The sequence below is a fragment of the Bradyrhizobium sp. McL0615 genome, from assembly GCF_049993905.1.
GTDB lineage: Bacteria > Pseudomonadota > Alphaproteobacteria > Rhizobiales > Xanthobacteraceae > Bradyrhizobium.
Genome location: NZ_CP188254.1, coordinates 6826033 through 6838793, shown reverse-complemented (window position 1 = coordinate 6838793; position 12761 = coordinate 6826033). Strand labels below are relative to the sequence as shown.

Annotated in this window: 17 protein-coding genes; 13 read left to right on the top strand and 4 right to left on the bottom strand. The window is 60.0% G+C overall.

Features of this window, described 5'->3' with window-relative positions; translation table 11 throughout:
* Window positions 1–143: 143 nt before the first annotated feature.
* Window positions 144–497, top strand: coding sequence for a phasin (locus ACPPVP_RS33080; protein ID WP_426527779.1), 354 nt, complete (start codon window positions 144–146; stop codon window positions 495–497).
* Between the two features lie 9 nt (window positions 498–506).
* On the opposite strand, the gene ACPPVP_RS33075 is transcribed toward ACPPVP_RS33080, so the two are convergent.
* On the bottom strand, window positions 507–728 hold the full coding sequence (locus tag ACPPVP_RS33075; RefSeq protein ID WP_426538193.1) for a hypothetical protein: 222 nt from the start codon (window positions 726–728) through the stop codon (window positions 507–509).
* 204 nt (window positions 729–932) lie between these two features.
* Here ACPPVP_RS33075 and ACPPVP_RS33070 point away from each other — a divergent pair, with 204 nt between their 5' ends.
* Entirely contained in the window at window positions 933–1217 is a 285-nt protein-coding gene (locus ACPPVP_RS33070; protein ID WP_426527778.1) for a hypothetical protein, read from the top strand.
* Between the two features lie 80 nt (window positions 1218–1297).
* Here ACPPVP_RS33070 and ACPPVP_RS33065 read toward each other — a convergent pair whose 3' ends face one another.
* On the bottom strand, window positions 1298–1483 hold the full coding sequence (locus tag ACPPVP_RS33065; protein WP_426527777.1) for a hypothetical protein: 186 nt from the start codon (window positions 1481–1483) through the stop codon (window positions 1298–1300).
* A 494-nt stretch (window positions 1484–1977) separates the two neighbouring features.
* Between ACPPVP_RS33065 and ACPPVP_RS33060 the strand changes: the two genes are divergently transcribed.
* The 7 genes from ACPPVP_RS33060 to ACPPVP_RS33030 all read left to right on the top strand — a co-directional run bounded on the left by ACPPVP_RS33060 (window position 1978) and on the right by ACPPVP_RS33030 (window position 5931).
* Complete coding sequence (locus ACPPVP_RS33060) at window positions 1978–2247, top strand: hypothetical protein (RefSeq protein WP_426527776.1); 270 nt, start codon at window positions 1978–1980, stop codon at window positions 2245–2247.
* Window positions 2248–2638: 391 nt separating this feature from the next.
* Window positions 2639–2806, top strand: coding sequence for a hypothetical protein (locus ACPPVP_RS33055; protein WP_426527775.1), 168 nt, complete (start codon window positions 2639–2641; stop codon window positions 2804–2806).
* The gene (locus ACPPVP_RS33050; protein WP_426527774.1) at window positions 2797–3180 is read left to right on the top strand and encodes a hypothetical protein; all 384 of its coding nucleotides are present in this window, start codon (window positions 2797–2799) and stop codon (window positions 3178–3180) included. Before ACPPVP_RS33055 ends, ACPPVP_RS33050 begins: the two co-directional genes overlap by 10 nt.
* Window positions 3177–3479: a hypothetical protein gene (locus ACPPVP_RS33045; protein WP_426527773.1), complete on the top strand. Its 303-nt coding sequence runs from the start codon at window positions 3177–3179 to the stop codon at window positions 3477–3479. Before ACPPVP_RS33050 ends, ACPPVP_RS33045 begins: the two co-directional genes overlap by 4 nt.
* The gene (locus ACPPVP_RS33040) at window positions 3476–3634 is read left to right on the top strand and encodes a hypothetical protein (protein WP_426527772.1); all 159 of its coding nucleotides are present in this window, start codon (window positions 3476–3478) and stop codon (window positions 3632–3634) included. Before ACPPVP_RS33045 ends, ACPPVP_RS33040 begins: the two co-directional genes overlap by 4 nt.
* Before the next feature lie 505 nt (window positions 3635–4139).
* Window positions 4140–5366 (top strand): acyl-CoA dehydrogenase family protein, encoded by a 1227-nt coding sequence (locus tag ACPPVP_RS33035; RefSeq protein WP_426538191.1) that lies wholly within the window; start codon window positions 4140–4142, stop codon window positions 5364–5366.
* 10 nt (window positions 5367–5376) lie between these two features.
* Entirely contained in the window at window positions 5377–5931 is a 555-nt protein-coding gene (locus ACPPVP_RS33030; protein ID WP_426527771.1) for a flavin reductase family protein, read from the top strand.
* Window positions 5932–5977: 46 nt separating this feature from the next.
* Here the strand turns inward: ACPPVP_RS33030 and ACPPVP_RS33025 are convergent, their stop codons facing one another.
* Window positions 5978–6850 (bottom strand): polysaccharide deacetylase family protein, encoded by an 873-nt coding sequence (locus tag ACPPVP_RS33025; protein WP_426527770.1) that lies wholly within the window; start codon window positions 6848–6850, stop codon window positions 5978–5980.
* Between the two features lie 26 nt (window positions 6851–6876).
* Window positions 6877–7974, bottom strand: coding sequence for an LLM class flavin-dependent oxidoreductase (locus ACPPVP_RS33020; protein WP_426527769.1), 1098 nt, complete (start codon window positions 7972–7974; stop codon window positions 6877–6879).
* A gap of 175 nt (window positions 7975–8149) precedes the next feature.
* Between ACPPVP_RS33020 and ACPPVP_RS33015 the strand changes: the two genes are divergently transcribed.
* The 4 genes from ACPPVP_RS33015 to ACPPVP_RS33000 all read left to right on the top strand — a co-directional run bounded on the left by ACPPVP_RS33015 (window position 8150) and on the right by ACPPVP_RS33000 (window position 12760).
* Complete coding sequence (locus ACPPVP_RS33015; RefSeq protein ID WP_426527768.1) at window positions 8150–9031, top strand: FAD binding domain-containing protein; 882 nt, start codon at window positions 8150–8152, stop codon at window positions 9029–9031.
* Window positions 9028–9513: a (2Fe-2S)-binding protein gene (locus ACPPVP_RS33010; RefSeq protein WP_426527767.1), complete on the top strand. Its 486-nt coding sequence runs from the start codon at window positions 9028–9030 to the stop codon at window positions 9511–9513. The genes ACPPVP_RS33015 and ACPPVP_RS33010 overlap by 4 nt, the downstream gene beginning before the upstream one ends.
* Window positions 9510–11903 carry a xanthine dehydrogenase family protein molybdopterin-binding subunit gene (locus ACPPVP_RS33005; protein WP_426527766.1) on the top strand — a complete coding sequence of 798 codons (2394 nt, stop codon included), beginning with the start codon at window positions 9510–9512 and terminating at the stop codon, window positions 11901–11903. Before ACPPVP_RS33010 ends, ACPPVP_RS33005 begins: the two co-directional genes overlap by 4 nt.
* 62 nt (window positions 11904–11965) lie before the next feature.
* A complete protein-coding gene (locus ACPPVP_RS33000; protein ID WP_426538189.1) occupies window positions 11966–12760 on the top strand; it encodes an enoyl-CoA hydratase/isomerase family protein in 795 nt (264 codons plus the stop codon).
* Window position 12761: the final 1 nt, after the last annotated feature.

The window sequence follows — 12761 nt, the reverse complement described above, 5'->3', positions numbered from 1 at the left end:
ATCATTCCTTTAGCCGTTCGTCGGGATTGGTCGGCCGGATGCCGACAGGCGCGGTCTGTGCCTCGATGGAGCTCGGTCCAATACGGCGCAGACGCAGCCGGGAATTGTGCTAACCTGTCAAAGGCGACATTGGAGAAGCGACCATGACCGAACCGAAACTCGAAGTCCCGGCCGAGCTGCGCGAACTGGCCGAGAAAACCATCGATCAGGCAGAAAAGGCGTTCGGCATGTTCTTCGATGCCGCCGGAAAGTCCATGACGTCGATGCCCGGCGCGGGTACGGAAATTTCCAGACAGGCGTTGACGTTTACCGAACAGAACATGAAGGCTGCATTCGAGCATGCCCGAAAGCTGGTCCATGCGACCGATCTTCAGGAAGCCATGCGTATCCAGTCTGAATTCCTGCGCAGCCAGTTCACCAATGCCGGCGAACATATGCGTCAGATCACCGGCGGGGTTATATCGGCCGCGAAAGACTCGACCAAAGGCAAGTTCTGAGAGGGCGTGCTAGCGCCGACGCGCGATCGCGACACCGAATAGAAAGGCGATGCACAAGCTGGCGAGCGGCGCTTCGCGGGTAATCGCACTGATGGTCGAGAGCGGCATTCCCGGTTGCCGTGCCGCCGTGATCGCATCGCTGAGGCGACCAACGGCAGCCTGCAGCGCGGCAGACACCTCCGTAAGCGTGCGTGAGACATCGGTCGCGCTATCGATGGCGCGTTCCGCCATGCCGGGCTGCGACGGGTCTGAGGGTTCGATTTTCACGTTCTGCAACCCACTTGGTCGGCCGGTATTTGCGGCGCAAACACCTGACATCGTTACAATACGCAGCCAGGACTTTTGTTCCCGGAAGCGATCGCCTTGCGAACCGATGAGGAACCTTCCTCTTCGCCGCGATTTGATCTCGTGGGGAAGTTAAAGGCGGATTTTCAAATGGCGAAGGTTTTGACGGAAGATCGCTTGAATAGACCTGGTGGCGGGCCGCTGAAGGTGGCGATTGCGGTCGCGGTTCTCGGAGTGCTCGGCATGCTGATCGTCGACCATGGGCCGTGGAACAAGCCGAAGGTTCAGCCGGCCGTTGTGGCGAATTACAGTTCTACCGGCGAAGCTGCCCAGGCAGCCGGCGCCAAGGTCATGCCGACCGAACCGAAGCTGCGGGTGGAGCCTGAGCCACCCATGCCGAAGCCCGTTCATCCGGTGAACCCGGCGCCGCAGTAAAGCGCGACGTTTGACACGTCGGGCAAATCACGGGCTTAAGGTCATCTTCACCGAAGTCTGCTGGTTTGCGAACAAGTGCGTTAGCGCACGCTGACGAACGTGCCCCAGCACGCGGCCAGCCCGGCAGCGACCAGGACGAGAAACGGATTGTCGCAAAACGGGCTGCCATATTGGCACATCGCGACACCTAGCGAGCCGATCTCGTGACGGCCCGCCGCATAGAACAAGCCCGACAGAATCGTGAGCACGGCAGCAACGAAAAACATTCGACAGCCTCCTTGCGCTCTGTTGGGCCGCAGGTTGCGTCATCACGGCCCAACGATTTTGTTTTCGATGTCGCTGTACTGAACTGGTTTGCTTTGGCCTCTTTTTGCTTTGGCCACTTGACGCGTCGAGCAAATCAGGCCCACATTGGCATCATCGCAGATATCGTAGAGCCCGCGCCGGAAACGGCGGGGGCTTTTCCGTTTCGAGATTGTCAGCCAGGGCGGTTTCAATTTGTCGAAACCGTTTCGTCAAATTTTCCGCAGTTTGTTGACCGCTCGGAAACGGTTTGACTTGTCGGGCAAATCACCGGCATAACGCCATCATCGCGAAAATTGCAAAGCCCGCACGGAGAAATCCGTCGCGGGCTTTTTGTTTGAAATCCCCCAATCGGACGGCGGCCGCACATCGACGCCGCAACTCCCAACGGCCCCGCCCCGGGCGTCGCGAGCGGCCGCCTTCGGACCCTTCACACAATTGGCCGGCATGCGCGAACATGCCAGCCTGCGGGGCGGATCGTCACCGCCGCACGCGGCCCCTGAAGGGATGCCAGGAGCAACAGGACTGGAGCATTGGCCGGACGCTGGCCAAGCTCGAGCAATATAACCGGCTTGGTTACGCCGCGCGCGGGAGGCCGTCGCCTTACATTTGGTCCGGCACCGATCAGGATAGGTCCGGCAAGTATGTCCGCGACGCAGTCTACGATCCCAATGTCGTCGACCGCCAGCTTGGTTGCGCAGGCCTGCTGATGGCGATGATGGCTTGATCCCACCATTACGTTCACGGGGGCGACGATCGCGCCATCGATTTTCGATCAAGCCGATCCCGGCTGAAAGCCTGCCGCGCCATCCATTGCCAATCCGGCGAAGGCTCGATCGGCGCGTTCATTGCCAGCATCTTCAACGCTGTTTTCAGGAGGAAATCATGATCACCACATGGAACAAGGTCAACGCATGGTTCAAGGATTCCGTGACGAGTCTCTGGGGCGCGCATTCAGTACGTCGTCGGCATCGTCGGCGCCGGGCTCATCGGGGCATTCTCGGGGTACGACTTCACGCAGCTGTCGAGCCTGGACGCCAAGTCGGCGTTCGGGATGCTGACCTTTGCAGCGCTGGCCGGCGTGATTACCGAAGCCTGTCGACGGCGGACGCTTTGACATGAAGATCGTTCTCGCTCTGCTGATGTGGGCGGTCGTGCTGGCCGGTGCATGGGTGATCTGGATGGCGAGCCAGCTCTACCAGATCCGTCCCGGCGTATTCGGCGCCGAAGGACTGGCGGTCGTATTCGCGGTGTGGATGACGCTGGAGACGCGCAGATGTGGATGACCATCATCAGTTTTATCGGCGGTCCCGTCATCAAGGGCTTGATCGACGGTTACAAGGCCAGGCTGGCGGCCGGCAACATCTCGGAAAAGATTGCGAGCGAAGCGGCATCTGCCGAAATAGCAGCCCAGGTCTCCGAAACTAACACCCTCATGCGGTATCGCATCGCCGAGATCGGGCACTGGTATGAGCCGGATAAGCTGATCGGATATTTCGTGGCGATCTATTTTGGAAAATTGTTGATCTGGGACAGCGTTCTTGGGCTCGGTATTACCGATCCGCTCGCGGGTTTTGCTGCGATCACATCCAATCTTGTGGTTTCGTTCTATTTCGCCAAGCGGGGTTTTGAGAACGTGGCGCGGATCATCAAGCGATGACTGGGGAGCAGGCTGCAGATGTCAGAGCTATCGTCGTCGAAACCTTGGCGGAGCAGCAGAGAATTCGTCCTGACGATATCGATGCAGTGGTTCTCAAATCCGTCGCGACAGCGCTCACCTCGTTCGGAATCGACGAGGAAGATCGCAAAGGGTTGCGCGCGGATTTTCAACACTTGCGGCGCTGGCGCCGAAGCGTCGAGCAAGCACAGAGCTACACTTTCAAGGCAGTCATCACGGTGATTGTGACAGGATTCGTCGGGGCGGTGTGGCTTGGCATCAAGGTGGCGCTCGGAAAATGATCGGCGGACGCGCCGAAATGTCAACGACGAGCACGAATTCAGCTGCTGCGATGTATCGGATTCGCCAGGTTGACGGGAATGAAGATGATATTGCAGACGCGCTCGCGGAACTTCATCAGATGACGTTGCTCGACGCTGCCCCGTTCCAAATTTGATCAGCGGCACGGGTGGCTTGCTTTTCAAAGAACCGAGCCGGTCGCCGTCGCCGGTATCATTCCGTCTACCCACGTCTTCAATGCCGGCCATTTTTGCCGCGTTGGCGTGCTGGGTAAGTATTTTGGACACCAGCGCCAATTGCGCCTGATGCGGGCTGTGGAGGCGCGTGCGCGCCTGAATGAGTGGTGCTCGATTATCTCCGACACCACGGATAACATGCACTCAGCCAACAACTTCATTCGTGCGGGCTCTAGCCCCAGGACCCTTGGGCATGGCCGAATACGCTCTATTGGCGCAAGGGCGTAAAATACCGGCTGGTCCGCTGCGCACTCAAATTGCTCTATTCGCCCGGTGGCCCGGTGGCCACCGGGCTTTTTTGCGGTTCGCGGACCAGTCTTGTGGCGGAGTAGCCATGCTTCCCGTGTGCCTTGATCATTGGCGGTCAGCCGGTAGACTGGCCAGGCTCGAGCGGCGCAAAAGCAACGGGGCGGGCGAGGAAACATGATGGCTGGAGACGGCGGAAAGCCGGATGCAAGGTCGCCCACGGGACCGGGTACGGACGCCTATGTCGCCATGGTTGCGCGTGCCAAGGCGCTGATTCCGGAATTGCGCAATCGTGCTTCAAAGACCGAGGAGCTTCGGCGTCTGCCGCCGGAGACCGAGCGCGATTTGCATGACACCGGGTTGTTTCGGATCGTACAACCCAAACGCGTTGGAGGTACCGAGCTTGACTATGTCGCTCTGGTCGATTGCGCCGATGCGCTGGGGCAAGCGGACGCTTCCGTGGCATGGAATTTCGCCAACCTTGCTAGCCATCACTGGATGCTGGGCATGTTCGACCGGCAGGCGCAGGACGCCGTCTGGAGCAAGAATGCCGATGCGCTGATCGCATCGTCTTTCATCTTTCCGGCCGGTCGGGCGCGAAAGGCGGAGGGGGGATATGTCCTTCGCGGTCACTGGCCGTTCTCGTCGGGCGTCGAGTCTTGCGACTGGAACATGCTTGCCGGCGTGGTGTCATCGGACGACGAGGCTGACGGCATCGAATATCGTATATTCCTGCTTCACAGGAGCGACTACAGGATCAACGATACCTGGAATGCGACGGGACTGTGCGGCACCGGATCGAACGACGTATGGGTCGAGGATGCCTTTGTTGCGGAGAAAATGACCGTCGCGGTCAGCGAGTTGACTGGCGGACCAACGCCGGGAAGCATGGTCAATCCGAACGCGCTATATGCGCTGCCGGTATTCTCTCTCTTTCCCTACGTATTGTCGGGTGTCGGCTTGGGTAATGCGCAAGCCTGTCTGAACGACTACGTCGAATTCGCGCGGCATCGGGCCTCGACTTACAATCGTGCCAAACTCAGTGACCTGCAGACGACCCAAATCAAGATTGCGGAAGCCTCCGCCAAGATCGACGCGGCCCGCCTCGTCATGCGCGCGAACTGCATCGACGCGATGGATGATGCAAGGCGCGGCTACGTTCCCGATCTTGCGGGCAAGACGCGACTTCGGCGGGATGGCGCGTTCGCGGTGAAGCTCTGCACTGAAGCGGTCTCGTTGTTGTTCGCGGCAAGCGGTGCGCGCAGCCTGTTCACGTCAGGCGCGCTGCAGCGGCAGTTCCGCGACGCCCACGCGGTGAATTCGCACCTCGCATTCAATTTCGATGCGGCGGGAACCAACTATGGACGCGTGGCGCTTGGCCTGCCGTCCGAAAATCTGACGCTCTGAGGCCTGGCGGATGTCCGACGCACCCAAACATCCGGCCGATCCGGCCAATGAATTTGCCAGCGACAACTCGGCGATCGATCCGCGCGACTTTCGCACCGCACTTGGCACGTTCGCCACAGGCGTCACCATCGTCACGGCGATGTCCGCAGATGGAAGGCCGTACGGTGTGACCTGCAATTCGTTTGCCTCGGTGTCGCTCAATCCACCGCTGGTCTTGTGGAGTCTGGGGATGTTTTCACAGGGGCTCACGATCTTCCAGAATGCCAGCCATTTCACGATAAATGTTCTTGGAGCTTCTCAGCAAGCGCTGGCATCGCAGTTTGCAAAATCGTCCGACGACAAGTTCGTCGGCGTAAGCTGGACGCCGGGGCTTGGCAACGCGCCGGTGTTGATTGACAGCGTCGCCAGTTTCCAGTGCCGTGCAGCCAATCGGTATTACGGGGGCGACCACATCATCTTCCTGGGCGCCGTCGAAGCCTACGCCTACAATCGGCAGGAACCCTTGCTGTTCGCACGCGGCAGCTTCGGCCGGTTTATCACCGGAGACGGCAACGGCTCTTCGTAAGCGAATCGCCAGAGCTTGCTGGCGTTGCTGCGTTAGATCCGCAATTTTAATTCTTTGCCAGTTCTGCGCGATACCAGTCGCCAATTTCACTGGCTGTCATGAGCGCAACGCCATCATGACCGAGCACGTAGTCCAGCAGCGCTTCCAGATACTTGATGCGATGCGGAACACCCGTGATGTAGGGGTGAATTGAGATTGCCATGATCCGCGCGTTCGATGCGCCTTCGAGATATAGCCGGTCGAACTGATCCGTGCAGCGTTTCAGGAACTGCTCGGACGGCAGATGCTGCAGCGCATGGATGACGATATCGTTGGTTTCGACCGAATAGGGGATTGTGGTTATGGTGCCGTGCGGCGTGACGATGTCCTGCGGCAGATCGTCGATCACCCAGTCCGCGATATACTCGATACCGTTGAGGCGAAGCAGATCAAGGGTCTCCTCGGTCTCGGTGAGACCGGGGCTTTCCCATGATCGTGGCGGCTTCCCCGCAAATTTCGAAATTGTATCGACCGTGCGCTTGATGGCGTCCGCCTGGTTCTCGACCTTATGCATCGGTCCCTGCACGAAACCGTGACCCATGAATTCGAATCCCGCTTCGAGCGCCGCTGACGCGCGCGGATAGGAATTGCAGACATTGGCATTAATTGCCAACGTCACCGGCATTTTGCGGTCAGTCAGCGCCTTGAACTGTCGCCAGAAGCCGGCGCGCATCCCGTATTCATGCCATGACCAATTAGGCACGTCGGGCAATAGTGGCTGACCCATCGGCGGGCTCAGCACCGTGCGAGGCATGGCGTTCTCGATCCGCCATTCTTCGACATTGAGGATAACCCATACCGCAAGCTTCTTGCCGCCGGGAAGCGTCAGCCTTGGTCGGTCGATTTGTGCCTGGTAGGGAATGCGATCGCTCAGCGCCACGGCAAGCTTTCCTCGTTTGAATGGGATTATTCGGCGGCCTTGGAGAGGCCCGCGTTGACGCTCGGCATGACCTTTTCGGCCATCAGGATCATTGACCGGCGTCCAAGTTCGCGATCCTTCCAATCCTTACCAGCATAGAGCAGTGTGCCGAAAGGGCCGGTCTCCTCCTGAAAAGCCAGCAGTTGATCTGCGACGCTTTCCGGCGTGCCATGAATGATCAGCTTGTCGCAGATCGACTCCAGCGTGACCTCGTCGTCAGGCTGAGCGCGTCGCGTTTTGAACAATTCAATACGGCCAGCGCGCTTCAGCTTGGTGAACAGCGAGCGATAGTAATAGACATAGGGTCCATTTGGATCAGTGGCGTAGGCCTTTGCCGTGGCTGCGTCCCTGGCGACGAACACGCTCTTGGCAACGCGCCAGTTTGCCGTGTCCGCGGGACGGCCGGCCCGTTCGCATCCCTCCACGTATTTCGGCCAATGGCTTTTCACCCAGGCCGGCATCAGGAAATTTGCCGAAATCGGTTCCCAGCCGCGTGCGGCGGCTTCCGTCACACCCTTGGAGAACGGCGCCACCGCCGTGACTACGATCGGCGGGTGCGGCCGTTGCAGTGGGCGCGGAATGAAGCCCTGGCCGATGTCTTCGATCAGAGTCTTCTGAACCGATATGTTCCAGAATTGGCCTTGCAGATTGTAGGGTGGCTCGCCGGCCCAGATCTGAAGTACCTGATTGATCGCCTCCAGGAACATGGCATTCCTGTCGGCTTCGAGATTGCCGAACGCTTCCGCGTCCGACAGCAGGCCGCCGGGGCTGATGCCGAAGATCAGGCGTCCGTCGAGCATATGGTCGAGCATCGCGATTGAGGCAGCAACCGCCGCCGGATGCGCGTTCGGCATGTTGACGGTGCCGGTGCCAAGCTTGATTTGCCTGGTCGCCGCCGCGAGCCACGCGATGAACGCGATGCAGGAGGTGATATTCTCCGCTCTGTCGGTGACATGCTCGCCGACATAGGCCTCGGTAAAGTCGAGTTCGTCGGCCAGCAGGAAAGCTTCGCGATCCTCCTTGAGCGAAAGCCGCCAATCCTTGTCGACGGGATGGATCGGCATCGTAAAAAACCCAAGCTTCATGGTCTGCTCTTCCCCAAAGGCAGGCTTTTTATTTGGCACAGAACGTGCGTTGTCCACCGCATGAAAACAAGCTCAAAGTCGAAATAATCATCCGATAACAAACTTGACCTTTCACGGTCTCAGCCCTCTAATCCTGCAAAAATGTCGATAGTTGGCCGGGGAGGTCACACCAAAAATGAAAGCCTCGGCTTTCGCTTACGCCCGCGCAACCAGCGTCGCAAATGCGCTGGAATTGCTGACTACGCATGGCGAGAAGGCCAAGGTGCTGTCGGGTGGCCAGAGCCTGCTGCCGGCCATGAATATGCGCCTGATCGCGCCCGAACTCGTTATCGATATCGGCGAGTTGGCCGAGTTGCGCGGCATTGTGGTGAAGGAAGGCGTCATCACCATCGGTGCCCTGACACGCCACGCCGATCTCTTGAAATCCACGGAAATAGCGGCCCATGCGCCCTTGCTGACTGATGCGGTCGCCCATGTCGCCCACCCCGCGATCCGCAACCGCGGCACCATCGGGGGAAGCCTTGCGCACGCGGACCCGGCTTCCGAACTGCCGGCCTGCATGCTGGCGCTTGCGGCTACCGTCATTGCTCGCGGGCCGAGTGGCGAGCGGCGGATTGCAGCGAGCGAGTTTTTCGCCGGGATCTACGAGACTGCACTCATGCCGCAGGAACTGCTGGTCGCCATTGAACTGCCGGTGGCCCCGAAAAATTCGACCCATTTCTTTCATGAGTTTGCCCGTCGACATGGCGACTACGCGATCCTTGGCCTCGCCGCGCAGGCCGTGGTCAAGGGCGGGCGCTTCGCCGATCTGCGCCTCGGCTTCTTTGCCGTCGGCGATCGCCCGGTGCTGGCCGGTTCTGCCGGCAAACTGGTCGATGTCGCCATCACGCCCGCGGTGTTGTCCGAGGCGTTTTTCGCATTGAATGATGAGCTGGATCCCCTGGAGGATCATCAGGCGACACCCGCCATGCGTCGGCACTTGGCGAAAGTCCTGTTGGCGCGTTGCGTATCTTCGCTGCTCGGTCGCCCCGATCTCCGCGCAGGAGCATCGGTGTGACGGCTGCGGTTGCGATTTCACTGAGTGTTAATGGCGAGCACGTTGAAGCAAATGTACTGCCGCGCCTGAATTTGGCTGATTTTCTTCGCGAGCATCTCAAGCTGACCGGCACGCATGTCGGTTGCGAACACGGCGTCTGCGGCGCCTGCACGGTTCGCGTCAATGGCGATATCGTCCGTTCCTGTTTGCTGCTCGCCGTACAGGCGCACAATGCCACCGTTGAAACGATCGAGGGGATCTCCGACAGCGGTGAGATTGCTGATTTGCAGTCCGCATTCCGGGAACGCAATGCGCTGCAATGCGGCTTCTGTACGCCCGGGATGCTGATGGCGGCGCAGGATCTGCTGAGGCAATCGCCGTGTCCGGATCGCGGACAGATTCGCGAACATCTCTCCGGCAATTATTGCCGCTGTACGGGCTACCAGGCCATCGTCGACGCCATCGAGACGACAGCACGGGCCCGCGCCGGACGCTTGACATGACATCAGCACGGGAAAAATCCGAGACGCTTTCTGCGCTGGACCGTCCGAACTCCTATATCGGCAAGACGGTGCCGCGGCCGAACCTCGACCGGCTGATGCAGGGGCGCGGACTCTATGTCAGCGACATCGAGCTGCCGCGCATGGTGCATGTCGTGTTCCTGCGCTCGCCGCACGCGCACGCGAAGATCAAGAGCATTGATGCCTCCGCGGCCAAGCGGATGCCGGGAGTGATCGCCGTCGTCTCGGGCAGTGAACTCTCAACCGTCATCACACCGTGGGTCGGCGTACTCTCGCATTTGAAGGGCCTCAAATCGGCGCCGCAAAACGCTATCGCGGTTGACCGCGTGTGCTGGCAGGGCGAGGCGATCGCGGCCGTGGTGGCGAGCAGTCGCGCCCATGCCGAGGATGCCGCCGAGCTCGTCGCGGTCGAATATGAAGAGCTCGATGCCGTAACCGACATGCGCACTGCGCTTGATCCGGCTACGCCCGTGATCCATGCCTCGCTCGGCGACAATCTGGCCTTTGAACGCAACTACGATGCCGGTTTCGTCGATCAGGCCTTTGCCGAATCCGACGAGGTGGTCGAGGCGGAGTTCGTTTTCGGACGTCACACCGGCGTGACCCTCGAACCGCGTTCGGTGGTGGCAGACTGGAACGCCGCGGAAGCGAGACTGACGATCTATCAAGGCACGCAGGCGCCGCATATGGTGCAAAATATTGCGGCGCTTCATCTCGGCTTGAAGGAATCGCAGGTCCGCGTGGTCTGCAAGGATGTCGGCGGCTCCTTCGGCATCAAGGTTCACATTTATGCCGACGAGATGGCGACTTACGCGCTATCCAAGCTCCTGAGGCGTCCGGTCAAATTCGTCGCCGACCGGGTTGAGAGCTTCAACACCGACATCCATGCCCGTGACCATCGCTGCAAGGGGAAAATCGGTATCAAGCGCGACGGCACGATCACGGCATTCGAGATCGACGATCTCACGGGTATCGGGCCCTATTCGATGTACCCGCGCACCAGCGCGATCGAGGCCAATCAGGTCGTCAATCTCGTCGGCGGCCCCTATCTGACCAAAAATTATCGGGCCCGGGCCCGCGTCGTGTTCCAGAACAAGAACGTGATGTGCCAGTACCGTGCCGTAGGCCATCCGATCGCCTGCTCGGTGACGGAAGGCCTGGTCGATCTGGCGGCCATGAAGATCGGCATGGACCCGGTCGAGATCCGGCGGCGCAATCTGATTACCGATGACGCTTATCCCTGCGCATCGCCATCAGGTTTGCGCTTCGAACAACTGTCGCATCATGCAGCGCTCGCCAAGCTCGTCAAAATGATGGACTACGACGCGTTGCGCGCCGAGCAGGCCGTTCTGCGAGAAAGGAATATCCATCGTGGTATCGGCATTGCTAGCTTCATCGAAGTCACCAATCCCAGCGCGGCGTTTTATGGGGTCGGTGGGGCAAAAATATCCTCGCAGGATGGCGTCGCGGTGCGGCTTGACGCGCAGGGGTCGGTGATCTGCCAAACAAGTATCACTGAGCAGGGGCAGGGATCGGAATCGCTCACCGCGCAGATTGTCGGAAGCGTGCTTGGCGTCTCGATGGATCGGGTCCGTGTCATTCTCGGCGACACCGACAATACGCCGTATGGCGGCGGCACCTGGGCTTCGCGCGGCGCCGGCATCGGCGGCGAGGCCGCGCTTCAAGCCGCAAAAGTTCTGCGCAAAAACATCCTCGACGTAGCGGCCGCCGTCCTGCAATCGACGCCCGCAGAACTCGACATTGTCGACAATGGCGTGGTGAATGCCGCCGATGGTGCGCCGCGGATCGATTTGAACGAGCTCGCGCGCATTGTTTATTTTCGTCCCGATACGTTGCCGCCCGGCATTCAGCCCGAGTTTATGGCCACCAGGCACTTTGTCCCGCGCGAATATCCGTTTGCCTTCACCAACGGCGTTCAAGCGTCCTGGCTGGAGGTTGACATCGATACCGGCTTTGTGAAGCTGCTGAAGCATTGGGTGGTTGAGGATTGCGGCACCATCATCAACCCGCAACTGGTCGATGAGCAGGTCAGGGGAGGCGTTGTGCAGGGCCTCGGGGCGGCATTGTTCGAGAAATGTATCTATGACGAACGCGGCCAGCTCACCAACGCCAATATGGCCGATTATCTGGTTCCGATGTCCGGTGAAATGCCTGACATCGATGTTGGGCATATAGTTTCACCGACGTTGGAAACGGAATTGGGGGCAAAAGGCGCAGGGGAGGCCGGCACGGCGGGTGCAGCCGCAGCGGTAACCAACGCGGTCAACGACGCGCTCCGGCCGTTTGGGACAATCATCACAGAAATTCCACTGACGCCGCAGGTTATCCTGACCGCCTTGGGGCGGATATAATACGACGGCGACAGGATCGATCGGACAGAGCGAGAAGTCATATGGACCAACCCCAACGCGGCATGCAGACCGAGTCCAACGAAGTCCTCTATGACGTAGCCGATCATATCGCCGTCATCACGCTCAATGCTCCCGAGCGCATGAACACGATTTCCGGGCCGATGCTGAATGATCTCACGCGGCTGCTCCTCAGAGCAAACGAGGACCGGGACGTTCGCTGCGTCATCCTCACCGGCAATGGGCGCGCATTTTGTGCCGGTCTGGATTTGCGGAAGGAGCGTAGCGGCGATGGTCTCAGCGCGGCTTCGTCAGCGACTTCGCTGGACCTGCGCAACACGCCGCCGACCGTTCTGCAGGCCATGGACAAGCCGACGATTTGCGCCGTGAATGGCGGAGCCGCCGGCTACGGCATGGATACGGCGCTCGGCTGCGACATTCGCATCATGGCGGAATCCTCAAAGCTGGCGGCTGCCTTCGTCAAGCGTGGTGTGGTGCCGGAATCCGGCGGCACCTGGTTTCTGCCGCGCATGATCGGCTGGGCCAAGGCATCCGAGCTGATCTTCACCGGCCGTACGCTCTCGGCGCGCGAAGCTCTCGACTGGGGCCTTGCCAACGAGGTCGTGCCAGACGCCGCTTTGATGGGACGGGCGCGCGAGGTGGCACGCGAGATCGCGGCTAACGCGCCGCTGGCGGTCCAGGCCGCCAAGCGCATGATGCGGATGGGGCTCAACGAAACGTTTCCCGATCATGTGCATCACGTCTATCTGCAGCTCCTGCCGCTGTTCAAGACGCAGGACATGCAGGAAGGCATCAAGGCATTCATGGAGAAGCGGGAGCCGAAGTTCGAAGGGCGTTGAT

Excerpts from the sequence above, each read along its gene's own strand:
- ACPPVP_RS33080 (WP_426527779.1), top strand. The coding sequence starts at position 144 with ATGACCGAACCGAAACTCGAAGTCCCGGCCGAGCTGCGCGAACTGGCC.
- ACPPVP_RS33075 (WP_426538193.1), bottom strand. The coding sequence starts at position 728 with ATGGCGGAACGCGCCATCGATAGCGCGACCGATGTCTCACGCACGCTT.
- ACPPVP_RS33070 (WP_426527778.1), top strand. The coding sequence starts at position 933 with ATGGCGAAGGTTTTGACGGAAGATCGCTTGAATAGACCTGGTGGCGGG.
- ACPPVP_RS33065 (WP_426527777.1), bottom strand. The coding sequence starts at position 1,483 with ATGTTTTTCGTTGCTGCCGTGCTCACGATTCTGTCGGGCTTGTTCTAT.
- ACPPVP_RS33060 (WP_426527776.1), top strand. The coding sequence starts at position 1,978 with ATGCCAGCCTGCGGGGCGGATCGTCACCGCCGCACGCGGCCCCTGAAG.
- ACPPVP_RS33055 (WP_426527775.1), top strand. The coding sequence starts at position 2,639 with ATGAAGATCGTTCTCGCTCTGCTGATGTGGGCGGTCGTGCTGGCCGGT.
- ACPPVP_RS33050 (WP_426527774.1), top strand. The coding sequence starts at position 2,797 with ATGTGGATGACCATCATCAGTTTTATCGGCGGTCCCGTCATCAAGGGC.
- ACPPVP_RS33045 (WP_426527773.1), top strand. The coding sequence starts at position 3,177 with ATGACTGGGGAGCAGGCTGCAGATGTCAGAGCTATCGTCGTCGAAACC.
- ACPPVP_RS33040 (WP_426527772.1), top strand. The coding sequence starts at position 3,476 with ATGATCGGCGGACGCGCCGAAATGTCAACGACGAGCACGAATTCAGCT.
- ACPPVP_RS33035 (WP_426538191.1), top strand. The coding sequence starts at position 4,140 with ATGGCTGGAGACGGCGGAAAGCCGGATGCAAGGTCGCCCACGGGACCG.
- ACPPVP_RS33030 (WP_426527771.1), top strand. The coding sequence starts at position 5,377 with ATGTCCGACGCACCCAAACATCCGGCCGATCCGGCCAATGAATTTGCC.
- ACPPVP_RS33020 (WP_426527769.1), bottom strand. The coding sequence starts at position 7,974 with ATGAAGCTTGGGTTTTTTACGATGCCGATCCATCCCGTCGACAAGGAT.
- ACPPVP_RS33015 (WP_426527768.1), top strand. The coding sequence starts at position 8,150 with ATGAAAGCCTCGGCTTTCGCTTACGCCCGCGCAACCAGCGTCGCAAAT.
- ACPPVP_RS33005 (WP_426527766.1), top strand. The coding sequence starts at position 9,510 with ATGACATCAGCACGGGAAAAATCCGAGACGCTTTCTGCGCTGGACCGT.
- ACPPVP_RS33000 (WP_426538189.1), top strand. The coding sequence starts at position 11,966 with ATGCAGACCGAGTCCAACGAAGTCCTCTATGACGTAGCCGATCATATC.